Source organism: Polaribacter sp. (assembly GCF_036480315.1).
Taxonomy (GTDB): domain Bacteria; phylum Bacteroidota; class Bacteroidia; order Flavobacteriales; family Flavobacteriaceae; genus Polaribacter.
Genome location: NZ_JAZGGG010000020.1, coordinates 146,348 through 168,737, shown reverse-complemented (window position 1 = coordinate 168,737; position 22,390 = coordinate 146,348). Strand labels below are relative to the sequence as shown.

At 29.6% G+C, this 22,390-nt stretch carries 26 protein-coding genes; 15 read left to right on the top strand and 11 right to left on the bottom strand.

Translation table 11 applies throughout. From position 1 onward, the window contains the following. Window positions 1-366 precede the first annotated feature (366 nt). Window positions 367-861 (top strand): dihydrofolate reductase, encoded by a 495-nt coding sequence (locus V3V28_RS03895; protein WP_331363713.1) that lies wholly within the window; start codon window positions 367-369, stop codon window positions 859-861. Here the strand turns inward: V3V28_RS03895 and V3V28_RS03890 are convergent. Further along, window positions 854-1,279: a DUF6146 family protein gene (locus tag V3V28_RS03890; protein WP_331363712.1), complete on the bottom strand. Its 426-nt coding sequence runs from the start codon at window positions 1,277-1,279 to the stop codon at window positions 854-856. The genes V3V28_RS03895 and V3V28_RS03890 overlap by 8 nt on opposite strands. A gap of 229 nt (window positions 1,280-1,508) precedes the next feature. On the opposite strand from V3V28_RS03890, the gene V3V28_RS03885 reads away from it, so the two are divergent. After that, window positions 1,509-2,066 carry a DNA-3-methyladenine glycosylase I gene (locus V3V28_RS03885; RefSeq protein ID WP_331363711.1) on the top strand — a complete coding sequence of 186 codons (558 nt, stop codon included), beginning with the start codon at window positions 1,509-1,511 and terminating at the stop codon, window positions 2,064-2,066. 37 nt (window positions 2,067-2,103) lie between these two features. Continuing rightward, a complete protein-coding gene (locus V3V28_RS03880; protein ID WP_331363710.1) occupies window positions 2,104-4,134 on the top strand; it encodes a dipeptidyl-peptidase 3 family protein in 2,031 nt (676 codons plus the stop codon). Window positions 4,135-4,219: 85 nt separating this feature from the next. Here the strand turns inward: V3V28_RS03880 and V3V28_RS03875 are convergent, their stop codons facing one another. Beyond that, the gene (locus tag V3V28_RS03875) at window positions 4,220-4,426 is read right to left on the bottom strand and encodes a hypothetical protein (protein WP_331363709.1); all 207 of its coding nucleotides are present in this window, start codon (window positions 4,424-4,426) and stop codon (window positions 4,220-4,222) included. Between the two features lie 121 nt (window positions 4,427-4,547). On the opposite strand from V3V28_RS03875, the gene V3V28_RS03870 reads away from it, so the two are divergent. Both V3V28_RS03870 and V3V28_RS03865 read left to right on the top strand, forming a co-directional pair. After that, window positions 4,548-5,270 carry an SDR family NAD(P)-dependent oxidoreductase gene (locus V3V28_RS03870; RefSeq protein ID WP_331363708.1) on the top strand — a complete coding sequence of 241 codons (723 nt, stop codon included), beginning with the start codon at window positions 4,548-4,550 and terminating at the stop codon, window positions 5,268-5,270. An 82-nt stretch (window positions 5,271-5,352) separates the two neighbouring features. Then, the gene (locus V3V28_RS03865; protein ID WP_331363707.1) at window positions 5,353-5,736 is read left to right on the top strand and encodes a nucleoside triphosphate pyrophosphohydrolase family protein; all 384 of its coding nucleotides are present in this window, start codon (window positions 5,353-5,355) and stop codon (window positions 5,734-5,736) included. Between the two features lie 137 nt (window positions 5,737-5,873). Here the strand turns inward: V3V28_RS03865 and V3V28_RS03860 are convergent, their stop codons facing one another. The 5 genes from V3V28_RS03860 to V3V28_RS03840 form a co-directional block, all read right to left on the bottom strand. Beyond that, complete coding sequence (locus V3V28_RS03860; protein ID WP_331363706.1) at window positions 5,874-7,364, bottom strand: serine hydrolase; 1,491 nt, start codon at window positions 7,362-7,364, stop codon at window positions 5,874-5,876. Between the two features lie 94 nt (window positions 7,365-7,458). Next, the gene (locus V3V28_RS03855; protein WP_331363705.1) at window positions 7,459-7,998 is read right to left on the bottom strand and encodes a helix-turn-helix domain-containing protein; all 540 of its coding nucleotides are present in this window, start codon (window positions 7,996-7,998) and stop codon (window positions 7,459-7,461) included. Window positions 7,999-8,058: 60 nt separating this feature from the next. Further along, a complete protein-coding gene (locus V3V28_RS03850; protein WP_331363717.1) occupies window positions 8,059-9,006 on the bottom strand; it encodes an MBL fold metallo-hydrolase in 948 nt (315 codons plus the stop codon). Between the two features lie 7 nt (window positions 9,007-9,013). After that, a complete protein-coding gene (locus V3V28_RS03845; RefSeq protein WP_331363704.1) occupies window positions 9,014-9,214 on the bottom strand; it encodes a (4Fe-4S)-binding protein in 201 nt (66 codons plus the stop codon). A gap of 112 nt (window positions 9,215-9,326) precedes the next feature. After that, on the bottom strand, window positions 9,327-10,382 hold the full coding sequence (locus V3V28_RS03840; RefSeq protein WP_331363703.1) for a branched-chain amino acid aminotransferase: 1,056 nt from the start codon (window positions 10,380-10,382) through the stop codon (window positions 9,327-9,329). A gap of 120 nt (window positions 10,383-10,502) precedes the next feature. Between V3V28_RS03840 and V3V28_RS03835 the strand changes: the two genes are divergently transcribed. The 3 genes from V3V28_RS03835 to V3V28_RS03825 all read left to right on the top strand — a co-directional run bounded on the left by V3V28_RS03835 (window position 10,503) and on the right by V3V28_RS03825 (window position 12,015). Next, a complete protein-coding gene (locus tag V3V28_RS03835) occupies window positions 10,503-11,012 on the top strand; it encodes a DUF4920 domain-containing protein (RefSeq protein ID WP_331363702.1) in 510 nt (169 codons plus the stop codon). Window positions 11,013-11,095: 83 nt separating this feature from the next. Next, a complete protein-coding gene (gene mnmD / locus V3V28_RS03830) occupies window positions 11,096-11,758 on the top strand; it encodes a tRNA (5-methylaminomethyl-2-thiouridine)(34)-methyltransferase MnmD (protein WP_331363701.1) in 663 nt (220 codons plus the stop codon). A gap of 125 nt (window positions 11,759-11,883) precedes the next feature. Then, window positions 11,884-12,015 carry a hypothetical protein gene (locus V3V28_RS03825; RefSeq protein ID WP_331363700.1) on the top strand — a complete coding sequence of 44 codons (132 nt, stop codon included), beginning with the start codon at window positions 11,884-11,886 and terminating at the stop codon, window positions 12,013-12,015. Here the strand turns inward: V3V28_RS03825 and V3V28_RS03820 are convergent. From V3V28_RS03820 to V3V28_RS03810, 3 genes are all read right to left on the bottom strand, one after another. Further along, window positions 12,012-12,752 (bottom strand): Bax inhibitor-1/YccA family protein, encoded by a 741-nt coding sequence (locus V3V28_RS03820; protein ID WP_331363699.1) that lies wholly within the window; start codon window positions 12,750-12,752, stop codon window positions 12,012-12,014. The two genes, V3V28_RS03825 and V3V28_RS03820, sit on opposite strands and share 4 nt — an antisense overlap. A gap of 130 nt (window positions 12,753-12,882) precedes the next feature. Continuing rightward, the gene (locus tag V3V28_RS03815; protein ID WP_331363698.1) at window positions 12,883-13,998 is read right to left on the bottom strand and encodes a glycosyltransferase family 2 protein; all 1,116 of its coding nucleotides are present in this window, start codon (window positions 13,996-13,998) and stop codon (window positions 12,883-12,885) included. Continuing rightward, on the bottom strand, window positions 13,995-14,954 hold the full coding sequence (locus tag V3V28_RS03810) for a hypothetical protein (RefSeq protein ID WP_331363697.1): 960 nt from the start codon (window positions 14,952-14,954) through the stop codon (window positions 13,995-13,997). The genes V3V28_RS03815 and V3V28_RS03810 overlap by 4 nt, the downstream gene beginning before the upstream one ends. 64 nt (window positions 14,955-15,018) lie before the next feature. On the opposite strand from V3V28_RS03810, the gene ruvC reads away from it, so the two are divergent. The 5 genes from ruvC to V3V28_RS03785 are packed head-to-tail and all read left to right on the top strand — an operon-like array spanning window position 15,019 to window position 18,805. After that, window positions 15,019-15,573: a crossover junction endodeoxyribonuclease RuvC gene (ruvC, locus tag V3V28_RS03805; RefSeq protein WP_331363696.1), complete on the top strand. Its 555-nt coding sequence runs from the start codon at window positions 15,019-15,021 to the stop codon at window positions 15,571-15,573. Next, window positions 15,573-16,700, top strand: a complete 1,128-nt coding sequence (hemW, locus tag V3V28_RS03800; protein ID WP_331363695.1) for a radical SAM family heme chaperone HemW — start codon at window positions 15,573-15,575, stop codon at window positions 16,698-16,700. Before ruvC ends, hemW begins: the two co-directional genes overlap by 1 nt. Before the next feature lie 26 nt (window positions 16,701-16,726). After that, window positions 16,727-17,476 (top strand): cyclase family protein, encoded by a 750-nt coding sequence (locus tag V3V28_RS03795; protein WP_331363694.1) that lies wholly within the window; start codon window positions 16,727-16,729, stop codon window positions 17,474-17,476. Window positions 17,477-17,480: 4 nt separating this feature from the next. Further along, a complete protein-coding gene (locus tag V3V28_RS03790; RefSeq protein ID WP_331363693.1) occupies window positions 17,481-18,425 on the top strand; it encodes an alpha/beta fold hydrolase in 945 nt (314 codons plus the stop codon). Between the two features lie 11 nt (window positions 18,426-18,436). After that, window positions 18,437-18,805, top strand: a complete 369-nt coding sequence (locus V3V28_RS03785; protein WP_331363692.1) for an MmcQ/YjbR family DNA-binding protein — start codon at window positions 18,437-18,439, stop codon at window positions 18,803-18,805. On the opposite strand, the gene V3V28_RS03780 is transcribed toward V3V28_RS03785, so the two are convergent. After that, window positions 18,800-19,639, bottom strand: coding sequence for an AraC family transcriptional regulator (locus V3V28_RS03780; RefSeq protein ID WP_331363691.1), 840 nt, complete (start codon window positions 19,637-19,639; stop codon window positions 18,800-18,802). The genes V3V28_RS03785 and V3V28_RS03780 overlap by 6 nt on opposite strands. 145 nt (window positions 19,640-19,784) lie before the next feature. Here V3V28_RS03780 and V3V28_RS03775 point away from each other — a divergent pair, with 145 nt between their 5' ends. Next, entirely contained in the window at window positions 19,785-20,741 is a 957-nt protein-coding gene (locus tag V3V28_RS03775; protein ID WP_331363690.1) for a dihydrodipicolinate synthase family protein, read from the top strand. Between the two features lie 73 nt (window positions 20,742-20,814). Then, window positions 20,815-22,389, top strand: coding sequence for an aldehyde dehydrogenase (NADP(+)) (locus V3V28_RS03770; protein WP_331363689.1), 1,575 nt, complete (start codon window positions 20,815-20,817; stop codon window positions 22,387-22,389). The last annotated feature ends 1 nt before the right edge of the window (window position 22,390 follow it).

Genomic DNA, 22,390 nt, shown 5'->3' with positions numbered 1-22,390 from the left:
AATACCTCTAAAATTTTCTCGTAATTTGCTCTAAAGCTGTTCATCTATTTAAATGTTTGAAATTCAATTAAATATACGATTCTCTTAATCAATGAACAGCTTTTTTATAATGCACAACAGGTTCTTTAAGGGTTTTAGTTAAGAATTATCACTTTAATAATTTGGTAGTCTATTATACTGTTAATCGAGAAATTATCAAGACATAAATTACAGTTAGTTTAATATTGTAAAGGTTCTTTTCTAATTGATTTTCAGTATTTTTGCTCGGAAATCGGTTTCGTGTTACTACTTTTTTTTGATGAAATGAGGTAAAAACGTCAAATCTGAAATCATTTCTCTTATTTTTGTTCAAAATTGATTCAATTTATGATTACAGTAATCGCTGCAATTGCAGAAAATAATGCTTTAGGAAAAAACAACGATTTAATTTGGCATTTACCTGCAGATTTAAAAAGATTTAAAAAAGTAACCACGGGTCATTATATATTAATGGGAAGAAATACTTTTGAATCTATAGGAAAACCTTTGCCAAATAGAACTACGATTATCATTACTAGAAATAAGAATTATTTTAAAGATGGTTGTTTAGTTGCGAATAGTTTAGAACAAGCAATAGATTTAGCTTCCGAAGAAAAAGAAATTTTTATTATTGGAGGTGCACAAATTTATAAAGAAGCAATCAACAAAAATTTAGTAGATCAATTAGATATAACATTTGTACACCAAGAATTTGAAGCGGATGTGTTTTTTCCTGAAATAGATACAACTATCTGGAAGGAAGTTTCTAGAGAAGATTTTATAGCAGATGAAAAGAATAAATACGATTATAGCTTTGTGAGTTATAAAAAGAAAATTATCTAATTCTACCAGAAAAACCAGCTCCTAAACGCATTTTATATTTTTGTTGTGCAAACATAAAATAGTTAAATAGCTTGTAGTTTACTTCATACCCATAATCGATATTAGATTGATAATCAATTATATTTTCATATATATTGTTGTTGAACTTCATCGGGTTTCTAGCTCTTATATTCCAATTTGTTACAAAGATTCTATTTCTAGATTCTAAATATTGTTGAGAATAATAACCTCCTGGTTGTGCAACAGAGTTTAGAAAACGATTAAAACCAATATCTATAATTGTAATTTCATACTCTAAACTATCATTTGCAATTACAACAGGTTCTTCTTTTACGGTATTATTTATTGATGATGAGCCGCAAGACCAAATAAAAAATCCAGCTGTAATTAGTAAAAGTATTTGCTTAAAATGTTTCATAATATTTAAATATATCGAATTTATTTTAGTTTTTATTATTTGATAATGAATTTTTTATTCATCTCGTTTATAATTACTCAAATGTAGTTCAGTAATTTTATTAAGAAAAATGAAAATGAGTGATAGCACACTTCTAATGAGTAAACAGATATTGATGTGCAAAATTTATTCTAAAATAGGTTGATTATTCATTCTTTTAATATTAATTTTAAAACTTAAATAGGAGAAAATGAAAAACAGATGTTTTTGGGTTAATAATGATGAGTTGTATATAGATTATCATGATAATGAATGGGGAACACCTGTTTATGATGATGCCACTTTATTTGAGTTTTTGGTTTTAGAAACTTTTCAAGCAGGTTTAAGTTGGATTACCATTTTAAAGAAAAGAGAAAACTTTAGAAAAGCTTTTGATAATTTCGATTATAAAAAAATAGCCAATTATTCTGATGTTAAATATGATGCTCTTTTACAAGATGCAGGAATTATTAGAAATAAATTAAAAGTAAGAAGTACAATTACAAATGCGCAACTTTTTATGGAGGTTCAAAAAGAATACGGCTCTTTTTCTAAATTTATTTGGAGTTATGTTGGCGGAAAACCAATCATCAATAAATTTAATAAAAGAGAAGAAGTTCCTGCAACTACAGAATTATCAAATAAAATTTCTAAAGACTTAAAAAAACTCGGTTTCAAGTTTGTAGGTTCTACAGTAATGTACGCATATATGCAAGCGGTTGGTATGGTAAATGATCATACTACAGATTGTTTTAAATATCTAACTTAATTCGTACATTTATAAACCGAAACAAAATCAATTTAAAATGAAATTAAAACAGATTATTTTTTCAATAATGATAGCAGGAATGTTAGGTTCTTGTGCTATTGAAAGTAAAGAGGAAATCAATAACAATACTACTGAATTCAATCATTTTGTAGAGCAATTTGCAGACATTAAAGTTTTGCGTTACAAAATACCTGGTTTTGAAGAGCTTTCTCTAAAAGAAAAAAAACTGGTTTATTATTTAACACAAGCAGGTTTGGCAGGTAGAGATATTATGTGGGACCAAAACTACCGTCATAATTTAAAAATTAGACAAGCCTTAGAAAGAATTAACAGTCGTTATAGAGGTGATAGAGAGACTGACGATTTTAAAAATTTTAAAACCTATTTAAAAAGAGTTTGGTTTTCTAACGGAATTCACCATCATTATTCAAATGATAAAATAAAACCAGATTTTACAAGAGAATATTTTGAAGATCAATTGTTGAAAAAATCTAGAACAGAATTACCAAGAGCAATAATTGAGGTGATTTTTAATGATGCTGATAACAAAAAAGTAACTAAAAAATCTGGGATTGATAACATATTATCATCAGCAATTAATTTTTATGCACCAGATATTACAGATAAAGAAGTAGCAGATTTTTATGCTAAAGTAAATAAAGGCCCAAAAGGAATGCCAATTGAAGCAGGTTTAAATTCTAAACTAATTAGAGAAGATGGAAAGCTAGTAGAAAAAGTTTGGAAATCTGGCGGAATGTATGGTAAAGCTATCGACCAAATTATTGGCTGGTTACAGAAGGCAAAAGAAGTTGCAGAAAATGACAAGCAAGCAGAAGCTTTAGGTTTGTTAATTGAATACTATAAAACAGGAAGTTTAGATACTTGGGATAAATATGCAATTGCTTGGGTTACTTCTACGGAAGGAAATATCGATTGGATAAACGGTTTTATAGAAGTTTATAACGATCCAAAAGGATATAGAGGTTCTTATGAAACAGTGGTTCAGATTAAAGATTTTGACATGTCTCGTAAAATGAAGGTTTTATCAGACAATGCACAATGGTTTGAAGACAATGCTCCTTTAGACCCAACTCATAAAAAAGACAGTGTAGTTGGCGTTTCTTACAAAACTGTAAATGTTGCTGGTGAAGCTGGTGATGCATCGCCAAGTACACCAATTGGTGTAAATTTACCTAACAATAATTGGATTCGTCAAAAACACGGTTCTAAATCTGTTTCTTTAGGTAACATTATTGGCGCTTATAATAACGCTGGCGGAACAGGTCGTTTAAAAGAGTTTGCAAACGATGAAGAAGAAATTCGTTTAGAAGAAAAATACGGTAAAATTGCGGATAAATTACACACTTCTTTACATGAAGTTGTTGGGCACGCATCTGGCGTAATTAATGAAGGTGTTGGGCAACCAAAAGAAACACTTCAAAATTATGCTTCTACAATGGAAGAAGGAAGAGCAGATTTAGTTGGTTTGTATTATTTAATGGATCCTAAATTACAAGAATTAGGTTTAACAGATAATTACAAAGAATTAGGAATGGCTGCTTATGATGGTTATATCAGAAACGGGTTAATGACGCAATTAATCAGAATTAATTTAGGCGATGATATTGAAGAAGACCACATGGTAAATAGACAATGGGTTTCTGCTTGGTCTTTTGAACAAGGTTTAAAAGAAAATGTTATTGAAAAAAAGATAAAAGAAAATGGTAAAACTTATTTTAATATTAATGATTATGATAAGTTAAGAGCCATTTTCGGACGTTTATTAAAAGAAACACAACGTATTAAATCTGAAGGAGATTTTGAAGCTGCAAAAGCTTTAGTAGAAGGTTACGGAGTAAAAGTAGACCAAAATATACATAAAGAGGTTATAAAAAGAAACAAGCAATTTAAATCTGCACCTTATAGCGGATTTGTAAACCCGGTTTTAGAACCTTTAATGGATTCTGAAGGAAATATTTTAAAGGTTGAAGTAAAACAGCCTAAAGATTTTGAAGAACAAATGCGATATTATTCGAAGCATTATAATTTTCTAGGAACGGAAAATTAATTTCGATTGTCATTCTTGCGAAGGCAGGAATCCATCCAATAAAAATAAGTTTTATAAAAGCCGATTCTGAAAAGAGTCGGTTTTTTTAATTCCCAAAAATAAAACGGATTGCTACAAAAATAGTAATAATTAAACCGCCATAAATAATTACTTTTTTAGCAGTATTTTTATAGTAACGCTCATGATTTTTAATATCTTTTCGATAACTATAAATCATTAAAGCAGTAAATGCAATAACAAAAAATATCATAAAAATAATTCTACCAGTTGTAAAATAAGCGCCTAAAAACATTTTTTCTATTCTTTATAAGTTGTGAATTAATAGCATATATAGTCGTTTTATTTATCATAAAGTTTCTATATATTGCTATCAAAATCATTTTAAAATTCGATTTTACAAAATTACAAATTAAATGAAGAATGCCATCGTTTTTGGAGCAACATCTGGAATAGGAAAATCATTAACCGAACTTTTAGTAAAAGATGGTTATAAAGTAGCTGTAACTGGAAGAAGATTAGAAAAATTAGAAGAATTAAAAAAACAATTTCCAGCACAAATTATCATAAAACAAAACGATATTCAATTGGTTGCTGATGTTGAAAAAACGTTTGATGAAATTGTAACAGAATTAGGTGTTATAGATTTAGTGGTGCAATCTTTTGGAGTAGGTTTTGTAAACCCTAAATTAGATTGGATCAAAGAAGAACAAACCATAAACACCAATGTTTTAGGTGTTACAAAACTGTATACACTTTCTTATAATCTTTTTAAGAAGCAACAATTAGGTCATTTAGTAGGTATTTCTTCAATTGCTTCTTTACGCGGTAATAGAGCTTCGCCTGTTTATTTTGCCTCAAAAGCATTTCAGAAATCATATTTAGAAAGTTTGTATTTAAAAACTAAAACCATAAAATCGAAGAAAGTTTTTATAACAGATATTCGTCCGGGTTTTGTAGATACACCAATGGCTTTAGGAGAAAAACTATTTTGGATGGTACCAGTAGACAAAGCTGCAAACCAAATTTACACCGCAATTAAAAAGAAAAAAAGAGTTGCTTATATTTCTAAAAGATGGCAATTAATTGCTTGGGTTTTAAAATTAGTACCTGCTTGGTTGTTGAAAAAAGCAACTTAAACTTATAATTAATAATAACAACGTCAGTTCTAATAGTTACGCTTTTGGGCGTGATTGTATTGAGAACAAAAAAAATATAAAAATGAAAAACAAAATAGCAGCAGTACACGCATTTCATACAGCGTTTAAAATAAACATTCAAGACAAACCAACAACAACTATTTCTACGGATAGAAAAAAACTACGTTTTGAGTTGATGAAAGAAGAAAACGAAGAATATTTAGAAGCAGCAGAAAACAACGATTTGGTTGAGGTTGCAGATGCATTAGGAGATATGCTTTACATTTTATGTGGAACCATTATTGAACATGGTATGCAAGACAAAATTGAAGAAGTATTTAATGAAATACAGCGTTCTAATATGAGTAAATTAGGTGAAGACGGTAAACCAATTTACAGAGAAGATGGTAAAGTTTTAAAAGGACCAAATTACTTTAAACCAAATATTAAAGAGATATTGCAATAGTAAAATGTTAAGTTTTGCAAACTACTTTATATGTGAAAAAACTAATTTCTAATTAAAAGAAAGATAGCAGAAAAGAAACTAAACTTTATGTTTAGTACTTAACTGCTATTTTTTATGTGCGTTATTGGTAGGAGTTTTTATCTTTTCATTTCTACTTCTAATATTCCTTGTCCGTTTTCTCCTAAATATTTTAATAAGACTTCTACAAAAGCAGCAGTTCCATTATCGCTATTAGTAAAAATTATAAGACCTTGTTTTGTTTTTGGAACCATAAATGCAATGGTGTGTACCCCAATGTCATCACCTCCATGTACTAAAGCAATATCACCTTCTTTATTAATGTTTTCGTCAATCCACCAACCTAGGCCAAAATGTTTAACATCATTTATTCTAACCTGTTCAGATACCATCTCCTTATACAGTTTTTTGGATATTCCAGCTCCATTTATAACGTAATTTGCAAACTTGGTATAGTCTTCGATGGTAGTTAATAAATCATCCGCTCCATTAGCTGTATTACGTTTTATGTGAGGATATATTTTCCCTCCTTTTTCTGTATGCCATTTTGCAAACCTCGATTCATATTGTTTATCCCATACAAAATTTGTATTATGCATGCTTAATGGTTTGAAAATTAATTCATATGCTAACTGTTGAATAGTTTTGTTGAATTTTAGTTCAAGAACTTTTCGTAGATAATCATATCCTTCACCAGAATATTGATAATTTGTTCCTGGATCAAAATCAAAACTCAATTTACCATTTTCATTATTGTCTCTATTATTTGTGAAACCAGTTTGATGACTTAAAATAATTCTTGTTGTTAGTTTTTTTGCTTTTGGGTTATTAATAATATCAGGATCGATATAGTATTTATAAAGAGGCTTATCTAAGTTTAATTTACCGCAATCAATTAGTTTTAAGGCAACTAAAGCTGTAATTGGCTTTGCAAGTGAGGCAACATTCCAGATGGTTTTCTTTGGAGCTTGCTTTCCATCCTCTAATTCACCAAAAACACTAATTTGTTTAATTTTTCCATCTTCGATATATCCGATTCCTAATGCAGGGATACTCTTTTCTTTCAACCACTTTTCTGTAGTTTTCTTGTCCTTAAATAATAATTCATTATCAACTGGTTTGTCAATATCTCTATGATCATAACTTAAACCTTTGCTAAATTTCCAATTTCCTTTTTCTAGAATCCATAAGTGTGTAAATTTTGCATTACTTGTTAAGTATTCTTTTTTATTTTTTTCAATTGCATAAAAACTATGTTCTCCAGTTTCTATTGCACCATACAAAACGCCATTTTTCTTTAAAGGAAAAATTTCTAAAGATTTTTCATCTAAAACTCTTTTAGGTTTGTAGTCTAATTTACAAAGCCCGTTTTCTATACTTTTAATAAATTGAATTTTAGAGTTTGTAATTCCTGATTGATCGTGATAAAACTCAAAGCTATCGCTTACTAATTTTTTAAATTGTGTAATGTCACAGGTATTAAAACCAATGTTAAAAAGAAGGCTATCTTTTTCTTTTATTGTTTTGTAAAGTTCAGATGACTCGTCAACTTGAGCGGTAATTAATGTTGTAAAAAGCAATAGAAGAATTGCTGAAAAATGTTTATTCATTGTTTGATTTTTAAATTTCAAACAAAATTCAGAATTAAATTTCAAAAAAAGTTACAAATTTACCTGCCAAATGCCCGACAATAAATTGGCAGGTCTATAAAACACTGAAACTCAAAACTATATGTAATTTATTATGTTTTTCGATTGCAGCTGTATTTCGAAGAATAATATATAAGTTTGCTATTATTAAAATTAGTATAGCTATTGGAACCGCTTCTTTATCATAAGAAAATAATTTAGATAAAAATGCAACTGCTATAATAACAACAAGAAATAATAGTGTCCATACTATCTGAATAGAAACGATTTGTTTTGTTAGAGCATTGACTTCCTTTTTCCAACGCATAATGATCAAGGGCATAATAATACTTCCAAGAGGAATTATCAGCAATAATATTGAAGATAAGTTGATGTATTTAATAAGTTGCTTGTTGATTTTTTCTGGCACTTCTTTTTCTTGTAATAAATCTTCTTGATTTATTTCTAAAGCTTTGCATAAGCTTTCTAAAGTATATCCTTTAGGTTTTATGCCAGACTCAATTCTTTGTATAGTTCTTACAGATATGCCTGATTTTGCAGCCAATTCTTCTTGGGTTAAGTTTAGTTTTTCTCTTTGTTCTAAAAGTAGTGACATTTATTCAGCTTTGTTTTTAAATCATAACGAATCTACAAAAAGAGTTTAAAACAAACAACACTATAAACCTAGATTCATTCCTTCAAAAGCAAATTGAAAACCTAATTTTTCTATTTCAGTTTTCTCTTTAGCAATTTTTTGAAGTGCAGAATTTGTATGATTAAAGTGAATAAAAATAACTTTATTTTTAGTTTCTAAAGTTTCGTTTTTAAACAAGTTTACAGTTTCTTCTATAAACGGATGTGGAATTTCAGACATTGGTCTGTCAATTTCTCCGTCTTTTAAAAAGGTTGCGTCCAAAAAAGTATAATCTACTTTTTTTACTTCTTCCACAATACTTTTACTCCATTTTTGCCATTTATTAATATCCGGAATAAACAAAGCCGTTTTTTTTGTTCCTTCTATTTTATATCCTACAGTTTCAGAAAGTTCATCTCTATGAGGAACAATAAAAGGAGTTACTTTTAATTTGTTATTTAAAACCACCGTAGAATTGTTTTGTAAATCAGAAAAAGCAATATTTTCTAATTTTATTAATTGATTCCAAGGTTCATTTTTAGATAAAAATTCTTTCATTTTTGGCATTGCAAAAACGTTGGTTCCTTTTTTACCTAGAGCTTCTCTTCCAAAATACATTAAACCTGCATAATGCCCAATGTGAGCATGTGTTAAGAAAATACCATCAATTAAATTAATAGTTTTTAAATGGTTTTGCTCTAAATCTGCTAATTGTGTAGCAATATCTGGTGTTGCTTCAAACAACCACTTTTGTTTGTTTTCAACATCAACCAAACCTAAAGAAACTACTTTTTGTTTCTTAAAACTTCCGTTATAAAAATTTGCACAACATTCTTTTTGACAACCAATTTGAGGGTAACCTGCATCTTGTGCAATTCCTAGAACAGTAATGTATTGTTTATGTTGTATTTGTATTTTCTTTTTTTGAGGGGAATTCTTGGCACAAGAAAAGAATGAAATAATCAAAATTAAACTCCAAAAATATTTCATCAAAAATTTAGTATTGAATTGTTAATGCTCCAGAAAGACATTTGCCAACTTGATTTATAATTTCTTGTTTGCTTCCATTTTCAGGTTGAATCCAAGATTTTTCTTTAGGCTTAAAAACTTTAGACAAACCAAGCGCACATTTTACAGAATGTGTACATTTTTCTGGTTCCCAACCTATTTTAATATCTTTTTTAGCATATGTTTTCATTTTATAAAGTTTTTGTTTTTTTAAAGATAGCAAATTTAAAACAACAAAAAAGCATCAAAATTAATTGATGCTTTTGTAGTACTGTTTTAGTAATTGAAATTCTATCTAAATACTAAAGAAAAACTCTCCAACCATATGGGTCTTCTGCTTTATTTGTTTGAATATCTGTTATCTGTTTCTTTAATCTAGCGGCAAAAGGATTTTCTAATTCTGGTAAATCATAATCAGTATTTTGGTATCCAAAACCTGCAATCGGGGAAATAACGGCAGCAGTTCCTGCACCAAACATTTCTTTTAAGCTTCCACTTTGTGCAGCAGCAATTACTTCAGAAACTGATATTTTTCTTACTTCAACATCAATTCCAGAATCTTTTGCAATTTGTATAATACTCTTACGAGTAATTCCATCTAAAATACGATCACTAGTTGGACTCGTAATTAATGTATCATTAATACGAACAAAAATGTTCATTGCACCAGCTTCTTCAATATATTCGTGCGTATTATCATCCGTCCAAATAACTTGATTATATCCTTTTTCAATTGCTAATTGCGTTGGGTAAAACTGTGCAGCGTAATTACCACCAGCTTTTGCAAAACCAACACCACCATTTGCAGCACGTGCATATTTCTCTTCAATTAAAACGGTCACTTTTCCAGCAAAATAAGCGCCAGAAGGAGCTGTACAAATAATTAATTTAAAAGCATCTGCAGGCGAAGCGTGAAAACCGTTTCCAGAAGCAAACATAAAAGGTCTAATGTATAAAGAACTTCCTTCATTTGTAGGAATAAAAGCATTGTCTATTTCTAACAATTTCTTTAAACCATCCATAAAGATGTCTTCAGGAATTTGAGGTATTACTAGACGTTCTGCAGACTTGTTTAAACGTTTGCAATTGTCTAAAGGTCTAAATAACATAACATTATCATCAGCATCTTTGTAGGCCTTCATTCCTTCAAAAATAGACTGTCCGTAATGAAAAATCTTTGCAGAAGGATCTAATGTAATAGGCGCATAAGCTTTTATGACTGGCGTTTGCCATTCACCATTTTTATAATCACATTCAAACATGTGGTCAGAAAAAACACTTCCAAATGGTAAATTATCAAAATCTACAGAATCTATCTTCGATTTTTCTACTCGTTGAATTTCTATGTTAGAACTCATAATATTGTTAGTTAAATTTCATAACAAATGTACATAATTTATTTATCCAAAGACATAATATATAACCAGTTTTACGTTTAATTCATTACATTTGTAATATTGTTATTAAATACTTATAATATGAAAAATATACTTAAATTTTCTTTCGTTTTTTTATTAATTCTTGGAGCATGTAAGCAAGAGAAAAAAGAAGTGAAAACAGAAAAATCAATAAAAATTACAGAGAATTACGCTTCTTTTGGAGATAAAATATCAGAAGAAAAAGCAATGACTTCAGAAGAAATGTTAGCTAAATTTTCTTCATTAAAAACAGGAGATACTATAAATGTAAAGTTTGCTTCTAGCATTAAAGAAGTATGTTCTAAAAAAGGATGTTGGATGAAGTTACCTTTAAATAAAGATACCGAAACAATGGTGCGTTTTAAAGATTACGGATTTTTTATGCCTTTAGATGCTGATGGAAAAGAAGTAATTGTAGCAGGTAAAGCATTTGTAAAAGAGACTTCGGTAAAAGAATTACAACATTATGCAGAAGATGCAGGTAAATCTAAAGAAGAAATTGCAAAAATTACGGAGCCAAAAACAGAATTTGCTTTTGAAGCAAATGGAGTTTTGTTGAAAACAAAATAATCTAAATATCTCCTCGAGTGCAGTCGAGAGATTATTAATTAAGTTCTCGACTGCGCTCGAACGGACAGATTATTGTTACAATTGTGAAAAGAGAAATACTAATTACATCAGATGGTTCTACAACCATTAATTTACCGGAATTAAATGAGCAATATCATTCTAAAAATGGTTCTATTAATGAGTCTTATCATGTATTTATAAATTGTGGTTTAAAGCAAGTTGTTTCAGATAAAGTTTCAATTTTAGAAATTGGTTTTGGTACTGGTTTAAATAGTTTTATTACCTATTTAGAAGGTAAGAGAGAAATTGATTATGTTGGTGTAGAAGCCTATCCTGTTACAGCTGAAGAAGTTGAGAAAATGAATTTTATTTCTGTATTAAAAGCAGAAAAAGAAGCAGCAGTTTTTCAGAAAATGCACACTGTTTCTTGGGAAGAGAAACATCAAATTTCAAAAACATTTTCACTAACAAAAAGAAAGCAGTTTATTGAAAATATTGATGATAAAGATGCCTTTGATTTAATTTATTTTGATGCTTTTGGCGCGCGTGTTCAGCCTCAATTATGGACGGTAGAAATCTTTCAAAAAATGTTTAATTCACTTAAAGAAAATGGTGTTTTAGTAACGTATTCTGCAAAAGGAAGCGTTAGAAGAGCAATGCAAGAAGTTGGTTTAACAGTAGAACGTTTACCAGGGCCTCCAGGAAAAAGAGAAATGCTTCGTGCTACAAAAATAAGTAAGCAGTAAGAAGTATTTAGCCACAGTTTTTGTCTGTAAGTTCGAGTAATTTTTGAAGAATGAAAAAATTGTATAGAGAACCTACTTTAAATATTTGCAATATCTAAAATTAACAATTTAAAACTTATTTTAAAATGGATTTCAAGAGAAAATTCGGAAGAAAAAAAGAAACGAAACCTACAAAAGGACTTCTTTTAGTAATCTTATTAGCAGCTGCAATAATTCTTTGGTTTAAGGCAGACGCAATAATGGAAGCTTTATTTTAAAAACGGATTGCCAACTTTTTAAGCAATCTTAACACTTCTATATACAACCAAATTAAGGTAATTAAAAAGCCCCAAGTTGCCAACCATTCTTTGCTTTTTGGTGCTCGTCCAATTTGTTTTTCTATATAATGGAAATCTAACAACAAGCTTAAAGAAGCCACAATAGCAGCAAGTATGTTAAAACCAATTGCTATCCAAGATGTTCCCCAAATAAACGGAACAGAAATTCCGAAAAAAGATAAAATCCAAGAAATCATATAGATCGTAAATATTGTTATTGACGCTGTAATTACAACAGCTCTAAACTGTTTGCTAGTTTTTATAATTCGGGTTTTAAATAACAAAAGCATTACCAAAAAAGTTACAATAGTAACACCAATTGCTTGTAACGGCAAACCCGGAAATCGTTTGTGAACATATGTACTAATGCCTCCCAAAAAGAAACCTTTTGCCAAAGCGTAAATGGGTAATAAGTATTTAGCTGAATTATGTTTAAATGAAATGAACAAACTTACCGCAATAGCCACAAACATTCCAATGGATGTGTACCAACTTATATCGATTCCTTTAAAAAATAAATACCAAGTATATGCGGCAGTAATTGCCACTAACAGCAACATTAAAATCGATTTTAAGATAATTCCACTTAAAGACATTTTAGTAGCACTACTCTTATTTTTTCTCCAGAAATAACTCGTAAATGCAGGATTCGAAGTTTGTAAACCGAATAAACTCATAATTCAAATATATATTTAGAAGCTATTTCCAGCTTTCACTACTCGCTTTTTTTATTCCAAAAAAGAATAAAAAAGAGCTCAAACAAACCGTTCAATCTGGGCTAAACTTCTTTGCTAACTTTTAGAAAACCTATTTTTTAAAAGCTCGATTTTTCCATTTGTACTTAAAAAAGTTCGATTTTAAAATAATAAAAAGACTAAAAAAAGGATATAATAAACTTGCAAGTACGTACCATTTAAAAAACGAAGATTTATGATTAAAAAATCGAATAGTTGGTAAGAAAAGAAACAAGTCAATAATCATCTTTATAATAAAAGGAATAAATATAATTTCTATTGAGCCAGCAAATAATGAAGTAACTACTAATAGGTTTGTAAGTAAAACTAACAAACCAATTAGTTTTATTTTTATAGAACTAAAATCACTTGTTTTTGCAGCCCATCTTGTGCGTTGATTTATTAAATCTGTCCATGTTTTTACAGGATAAGTAGTTACAATTGCCTCTTTAGATTTTAAATACTTTACACTCTTTTTATCGGCTTTTATAAATTTTTCAAAAAGAAAAATATCATCTCCACTTGCAATGTTATTATTTCCTTCAAAACCATTTAGTTTTAAGAATTCCTCCTTTTTATAAGCAAGATTTGCACCATTACATAAAAACGGAAAATCAATTCCAAAACCACCAATTGTGGTTCCTTGCATGCTCATGAAATCTAATAATTGAAACTGCTCTAAAAAGTTATTTTTCACTTTGTAGTTTACAGGAGCAACCACCATTTTAGGATTGTTTTTTTGAATAAAATTCTTTAAACTTTTTAACCATTTTTTAGGTACAATGCAATCTGCATCAGTTGTTACAATCCAATTGTTTTTTGCAATTTTAATTGCGGTAGAAATTGCGTCTTTTTTTGGGGAATTTGAAGCTCTATTATTCGCTATAACTCTAATGTTGGTGTTAAAAACTGTTTCGAGAAAAGTTTCAATAATTTCAACAGAATCATCAGAAGAATCATCATCAACCAAAATAAATTCTACCAATTCTTTTGGGTACTTTAATTCAGAAATAGATTTTAATAAAGTAGGTAAATCTTCGGCTTCATTTCTAAACGGAATAATTACAGAAAAAGTGGTTCTTTCAATGATGTTTTCAGATTTAAATTCATCAATTTTTGTAAACCCAAAAGCTAATGAAAGAATTAGAATTGCATAGCAAATTAGTATGAGAATTAAAAACCAAATCATGATGCTAATTTAGGTTTAAATGTTAGTACAAAATAGCTTCCAATAATTGCTGGTAAAACAAAATTTAGCATCCACATTAATGTTGTTATTGTTAAAATAGTTATGGGTTCAACTTCTAGAAAAGAGAAAATCCAAATAGCAACAGTTCCTTTTAAAACAACATCAAATAAAGATAACATTGGTACAATAGAACTTATAAAATATATCGATGTTATTGCAGAAATTGCAGCGATATATGAAACATCAACATTAAATAGCACCAACATAAAATAAAATTGATGAGAAAAAACAACAAACCTTAAAAATGAAATTAAGCAAACTTTAATATTTAATTTTATAGAAATTCTATTGATAAAAGTTTTTGCTTTTTCAAAAGAATAACCTCTGTAATTAAAATGTTTTGCACCAAAAAAGAAAGCTGAAATTACAAATAAGCCTAACAATAAAAATCGAAGAACCTTTCTAAAATCAATTTCAACATTGTATTTAAAAGCAAAATAACTAAAACCAATAATTCCAAAAATTAATGTCATTAGCATTTGATAAAAGTTACCAACTAAATTTAATCCAAGAATTTGTTTACGATATTGTTTTTCGAAATACAATGCTTTTGCACCATATTCGCCAATTCTATTTGGAGTAATTAAAGAGGTTGTTAAAGAAGCTAAACTTTGAATGCTAGCAGAAATAAAAGAAGTTTTTTTAACAAAAGAGACTAACGCTTGCCATTTTGTAATTTCTAAAAACCAATTAATAATTGAAAAAAATAGTAATAAAAGAATGTTTTTTGATGTGAAAAGGTTGTTTTCTATCAAATTTCTATAAAATTCAGAGAAATGAAAATTATTATTTGTAGTTAGTTTTTGCCAAATAAAATATCCGCAACCAATTACAATCGATAGTTTTATTATCAACCAAAAGAATTGTTTAGATTTGTAAGAAAGCGAATTATACATTGTTTGCAAAGTAATAAATAATCATCAGTAAGTTTAAGGATAAATACAAAAACAATCTGCAGTTTTGGCAATAGAAAAAATCATTTTAGGAATTGATCCTGGAACAACCATTATGGGTTTTGGAATTATAAAAGTTGTTGGTAAAAAGATGGAATTTATTCAGATGAATGAATTAATGCTAAAAAAATACGACGATCATTATCTAAAGCTAAAACTAATTTTTGAACGTACCATCGAATTAATAGACACTTATAATCCGGATGAAATAGCAATTGAAGCACCTTTTTTCGGTAAAAATGTTCAGTCAATGTTAAAGTTGGGTAGAGCACAAGGCGTCGCAATGGCTGCGGGTTTGTCTCGCGAAATTCCGATTACAGAGTATTTGCCAAAGAAAATAAAAATGGCAGTTACAGGAAATGGAAACGCTAGTAAAGAGCAAGTTGCGTTGATGTTAAAATCGTTACTAAATTTAAAAACACTTCCAAAAAACCTAGATGCAACTGATGGTTTAGCTGCTGCAGTTTGTCATTTTTATAATTCAGGAAAAGTTGTTGGTGGGAAGAATTATACGGGTTGGGCAAGTTTTGTGAAACAGAATGAAAAGAGAGTTAAGAAATAATGTCAGGAATCTACATACACATACCATTCTGCAAACAAGCGTGTTTCTACTGCGATTTTCATTTTTCAACTTCATTGAAGAAAAAAGAAGACATGATTTTTTCACTTATTCGAGAAATAGAAATAAGAAAAGATGAATTACAAAATAAAACTATAGAAACCATTTATTTTGGAGGAGGAACACCTTCAGTTTTAAATACATTTGAAATTCAACAATTAATTGACGCTGTTTATAGCAATCATTCAGTTGTAGAAAATCCTGAAATATCGTTAGAAGCAAATCCTGATGATTTATCAGAAGAAAAAATAATAGAACTTTCTAAATCTCCAATTAATAGATTAAGTATTGGTATTCAATCTTTTTTTGAGAAAGATTTAAAACTGATGAATCGTGCTCATAATTCTGAAGAAGCAAAGAAATGTCTAGAAATTGCTTCGCAATATTTTAGTAATATTTCTGTCGATTTAATTTACGGAATTCCAGATTGTACAAATGAAAAATGGAAAGAAAATATACAAACTGCGTTAAGTTTTGGGATTCCTCATATATCTAGTTATGCGTTAACTGTAGAACCAAAAACAGCTTTAGAGACTTTAATTGCAAAAGGAAAAATTAAAAATGTAGATGAAGAAAAAGCAGCAGAGCAATTTCATATTTTAATTAAACAATTAGCAAAAGAAAATTTTGTGCATTATGAACTTTCTAACTTTGGAAAACAAGGTTTTTTCAGCCAAAATAATACTGCTTATTGGTTAGGAAAAAGTTATTTAGGTATTGGACCATCTGCGCATTCTTTTAACGGAAAACAGCGTAGTTGGAATGTTAGAAACAATGCTAAATACATTAAATCAATTCAAAATAATGTATTACTAATAGAAAGAGAAACCTTATCAATAACAGATGGTTATAATGAGTATATTATGACAGGTTTACGCACTATTTGGGGCGTTTCTTTAGAGAAAATTAGAAACGATTTTGGTGATTCATATATCGAATATTTAGAAAAACAATCAAAAAAATATATTGAACAAGAATTATTGTATATTGAAAACCAAGTTTTAAAAACCACTCAAAAAGGTAAGTTTTTAATTGACGGAATCGCATCTAATTTATTTATGTTGAATTAGATTTAAAAAAAAAGTAAAAGTTAAGCATGAAGGCAGTTATAGAATATAATTCAAGAAAAATAGAAGTAAATATTTCTAATCCAATAGATATTTCAATCCCTATAGACGTATCCAAACAGAATGTAAATGCTTGGTATTTAGACGAGCCAAAAATTTTTCCTGAAATTATAGATGGTGAAATTGTAAAGGTTTCTGAAGGAGCTGTTGTAAATTTCAACAATATTCATTTTAATCCTCATTCTCATATTACGCATACAGAATGTGTTGGTCATATTACAAAAGAAGTACATTCTGTTAATACCAATTTAAAATTTTTTATTTTTCTTGCGGAAGTAATTACTGTAGTTCCAGAAAGTGATGGAGAAGATTTTTTTATATCTGAAAAACAATTAAAAACTGCTTTAAAGAATAAGAAAAGAGATGCAGTTGTTATTAGAACGTTGCCAAATTTAATGGATAAAAAATCGATGCAATACTCGAATACAAATCCACCTTATTTATTAGAATCAGCTGCAGTTTTCTTGCGCGAAAAAGGAATAAAACATTTACTAATAGACTTACCTTCTGTTGATAAAGAAAAAGACGAAGGAAAACTATTAGCACATAATGCTTTTTGGAATACTGCTGGTGAAATAAGAATGAATGCTACAATTACTGAATTTATTTACGTACCAAATGAAGTTGAAGATGGCGAGTATTTATTAAACCTAATGATTGCACCTTTTGAGAATGATGCAACACCAAGTAAGCCCGTTTTGTATAAGATTATAAAATAGAAGCATGAAAAAAGTATTCATCAAGAAAAGGATTTTCAAAGGAATTATATTTATTCTTTTATTTTTGATTTACAATGGTTCTTATAGAGATATTTCTGTTGAGGAGTTAAAATTAGACTACGTAAACGAACATTCTAAATTTGTTGAAATTGATGGAATGCAAGTTCATTATAGAGATGAAGGAACAGGTTTCCCCATTGTTTTAATTCACGGAACAGGGTCTTCGCTACATACTTGGAATGATTGGACAAAAGAACTTACAAAAAACTACAGAGTTATAAGAATGGATTTGCCTGCTTTTGGATTAACAGGTCCAAATAAAAATGCAGATTATACAATTCCTAATTACACAAAATTCATGCATCAATTTTTAACGAAGATGAATCTTGAAAAATTCCATCTTATAGGAAACTCTTTAGGAGGAAATATCGCTTGGAATTACACTGCTGATTATCCAGAAAAAATAGAGAAACTAATTTTAGTGGACGCAAGCGGATTACTAACAAATAAACCGCAACCAGCAATTTTTAAGATGGCAAAAATGCCTGTTTTAAGCTCACTTTTTTTATATGTTACTCCAAAGTTTTTTATCAAACAAAATATGAAAGAAGTGTATGCAGATGATTCTAAAATTACTGACGATTTAGTTACTCGTTATCATAAAATGTCTTTAAGAACTGGAAATAGAGAAGCTTTTATAGATAGAGCAAAAATTGATTTTAAACCTAATGAAAAAACCGGTTTAGAGAAATTAAAAAGTATAAAAACGGCCACTTTGTTAATTTGGGGGGCAAAAGATACTTGGATTCCTTTAAAATCTGTAGGAACAAAAATGGATAGTGTTTTACCAAATTCTAAATTAGTTGTTTTAGAAAATTCTGGTCATGTTCCTATGGAAGAAAATCCTGAAGAAAGTTTAAAATTACTTCTAGATTTTTTAAATCAATAAACTCTAAAAACATGCACATAGAACAACTTCGTGATTTTTGTATTGCTAAAAAAGGAGTAACAGAACATTTTCCTTTTGATGATGTTACTTTAGTATTTAAAGTGATGAACAAAATGTTTGCACTTACAGGTTTAACTAATTGGGAAAAAGGCGAACAAAAAATCAATCTAAAATGTGATCCTGATAAAGCAGAAGAATTACGTGGAGAATACGATGGCATAAATCCTGGTTGGCACATGAATAAAAGACTTTGGAACACAGTAATACTAAATTCTAGTGATGTTTCAGATGATTTGGCTAGAGAACTCATCAATCATTCTTATGATTTGGTTGTAAAAGGATTGACCAAAAAATTACAAAAGGAATTAGAAGAATTATAAATTTTTATAAGAAAGCGGCGTAACTTTTTTCACTTCTTTAAATTTTCTATTAAAATTAGAAATATTATTAAATCCAACTTTATAAGCAATTTCATTTATAGATAAATCCTTTTCAGTATTTAATAATTTACACGCATTTTCAATTCGTAATTCAGTTAAAAAGCTGACATATGTTTTGTTTGTTCGCTTTTTAAAATATTTACAAAATGCATTTTTTGTCATATTTGCAACATTAGCAATATCGTCTAAAGATATTCTTTGATTTGCATTTTCAATGGTAAAATCGAATACATTTCGCATTCTTTTTCCTTCAATATCAGAATATTTTTTATTGTAAACAAAAGTAGAAAGAGGTTCTGATTTTGTATTTGAAGCAGTTTTTAAAATTTCTAAAAACAAAATAAAACGTTCTAGTTTAGAGGCGTTTTTTAGTTTCAAAAAGTTGTTGATAATTTCAGTTTTATTCGATTTAAGAATTAAACCTTGTAAAGATTTTGAGAAAAAATGATTAATTTCTGCAAGTTCATTCAATTCAAAAAAAGATTCTCCAAAAGAAGTTTCAGTAAAAAATAAACTCAACATTTTAGATTTCTCTTCAACATTTTTATCACTCTTAAAAGCATGAGGTAAATTACTACCTATTATAAAAATGTCATTTTTAGCATAACTAGAAATTTTATCTCCAACCAATAACGTTCCGTTTCCTTTTTCAATAAAACTTATTTGAATCTCATCATGTTGATGTAGTTTATCATAAAAAACGACTTCAATATCTTCTTGATAAATCAATGCGTTATTTTCTGGTTTCGGAATTTTAAATGGTAAAACTTTCATTTCAAATATTTGTATTTTAATCTAAAATTATTCAATAATACAAAATTATATGCTATTAAGGATAATATAATATCTAAAGTGAGTAATTTAATCTTATTTTAGTAATTGTTAACTCTTTAATTTTGCTAACATTAAAAACTGAATTATGAGTATACAATGGAATGGCGTAATGCCAGCCGTGTTTACATGGTTGAAAGAGTCCAAATCTGGCGCTCTTGAAATTGACCTTGATGCAACACAAAAACAGGCTGCAGGTATTTTAAAAACTCAAGGAAAGGGCGGAAGCAGAATGAGCGGACTTGTCGGTTCTGGAACTCTGGGTGAGAATAGCTACCTGAGCACCAAGCAGCGTCTTTCTTTACTTAAATCCCTTTCTGAGGTTGCTAAAGAATACAGTGTCCCGTTGATTAGCGGAGCAGCAGCAGAAACGAAGGAAGAACTTGCCAAAATCGTTGAAGGACTTGCAACAGTTGGAGTTGATACAGTCATGGTCATGCCACCAAAAACTAAGGCGGTGCCCTCTGAAAAAGAAATGTATGAGTATTATGCACTTTCTGAAGCAACTGCAAAAGATGTAGGCGTAACAATTATGCCTTATAACAATCCTGATGCAGCCGGTTATCATGCGCTCTCAACAGACCTTCTTAAAAAACTTTCTGTTCTTCCTAAGGTAACTGCTCTTAAAATATCGACTATCGATGTTTCAATTATTGAAACTCTGATGTTAGAGAACAAAGATTTAAAAATTTTGGCAGGAGTAGACACAGTCACTGTATATGCAGGGCTCGCTGGAGCTAGTGGTGGGATTACAGGTGTAGGTACTATTTTTCCAAAAGCAAGTGTTACTATGCAGGAGTATGTTTTAAATGGAGAATGGGCTGCGGCAAACAAAATTTCTCAGGCATTAAATTCATTATCGTATCTGGATGCTCAGCCGCTGCTTATGGAATATCTTAAGCTTGCTATGGGAATTCATCATAATGATGTTGCTGGAGGGCTTCGTACCTTTGGTAAGAAATTAACTCAACAGCAAATTGATGATGTCAGTACAAGATATATTCTGGCAAAAGAAAGACTTGAAGTTCTGGACTTAATAGGTTAAGCCTTTCAAATATTCAAAAAAAGTAGCTTACAAAACAGTAAATTTGAAAAAAACATTTAAAAAATAAGTAAGGATGATCACAGGAAAAAATTATATCGGCAATCAATTAGTTGCCACAGGAAATACAACTTACAAAACATTCAATCCAGAATTGAATATAGAAAATGAAACTGTTTTTACAGAAGCAACATCACAAGAAATTGATGCTGCTGTAAATTTAGCATCACAAGCTTTTAAAGAATTCAGAACTATTTCTGGAGCAAAAAAAGCCGAATTTCTAAACACAATTGCAGATGAAATTTTAACATTAGATGATACGTTGGTAAAAACATATTGTTCAGAAACTGGTTTGCCAGAAGGAAGAGCAAAAGGAGAAAGAGGTAGAACTGTTGGGCAATTAAGAAATTTTGCAAATTTAGTTGCAGAAGGTTCTTGGATTGAAGCAACGATAGATGCTGCACAACCAAATAGAGAACCAATGCCAAGATCGGATATCAGAAAAATGTTAATTCCATTAGGACCAGTTGTAGTTTTTGGAGCAAGTAATTTTCCATTAGCATATTCTACAGCAGGTGGAGATACCGCAGCAGCATTAGCGTCTGGTTGTCCTGTAATTGTGAAATCGCATCCAATGCATGCTGGTACAGGAGCATTAGTCGCGTCAGCAATCATAAAAGCAGCAGAAAAAACAGGAATGCCAAATGGTGTTTTCTCTAACTTAAATTCAAGCGGAATGGAAGTAGGGCAACAATTAGTTTCTCATTCAGAAGTAAAAGCAGTAGGTTTTACAGGAAGTATTCGCGGAGGTAGAGCATTGTTAGATTTAGCAGCAAAAAGAAAAGAACCAATTCCTGTTTTTGCAGAAATGGGATCTATAAACCCAGTAGTAATTTTACCAAAAGCATTAGAAAACAGGAACCAAGAAATTGCAACAACATATGCAGGTTCTATAACGGTAGGTACAGGTCAATTTTGTACGAACCCAGGTTTATTATTAGGTATTAAAAGTGATGCTTTAAGCACTTTTGTTAATAATTTATCTCAAGAAATTATGGAGATAAATCCTTCTTGTATGTTGCATCCTAATATCAAAAAAGGATACATCAGCAATAAAGAAAAAGTAGTTTCTCAAAACAATGTTGCTGTTACAGCAAACTATGAATCAAATGTTCAGAATAATTACGCAGAACAAACAATTGTTAGTGTAGAAGGAAAAGACTTTTTAGAAAACCCAACATTACATTTAGAAGTTTTCGGACCATTTTCTATGGTAGTTCAATGTGAAAATGAAACCGAATTAGAAGCTGTAATTACTAATTTAGAGGGACAATTAACAGGAACCGTAATTTCTGATGAGAATGAAGTTGCAGATTATTCAAGTGTAATTTCAGCATTACAAAACAGAGTTGGAAGAATTATATTTAATGGAGTACCAACAGGTGTAGAGGTTTGCGAATCGATGGTTCATGGAGGTCCATACCCTGCATCTACAGATAGTAGATTTACAGCTGTAGGAATCAATTCTATAAAACGTTGGGTACGCCCTTTTAGTTATCAAGATTGGCCAAATGAATTATTACCAAATGAATTACAAAAAGAAAATCCATTAGATATCTTTAGAACTGTTGATGGAATCAGAACAAAGTAAT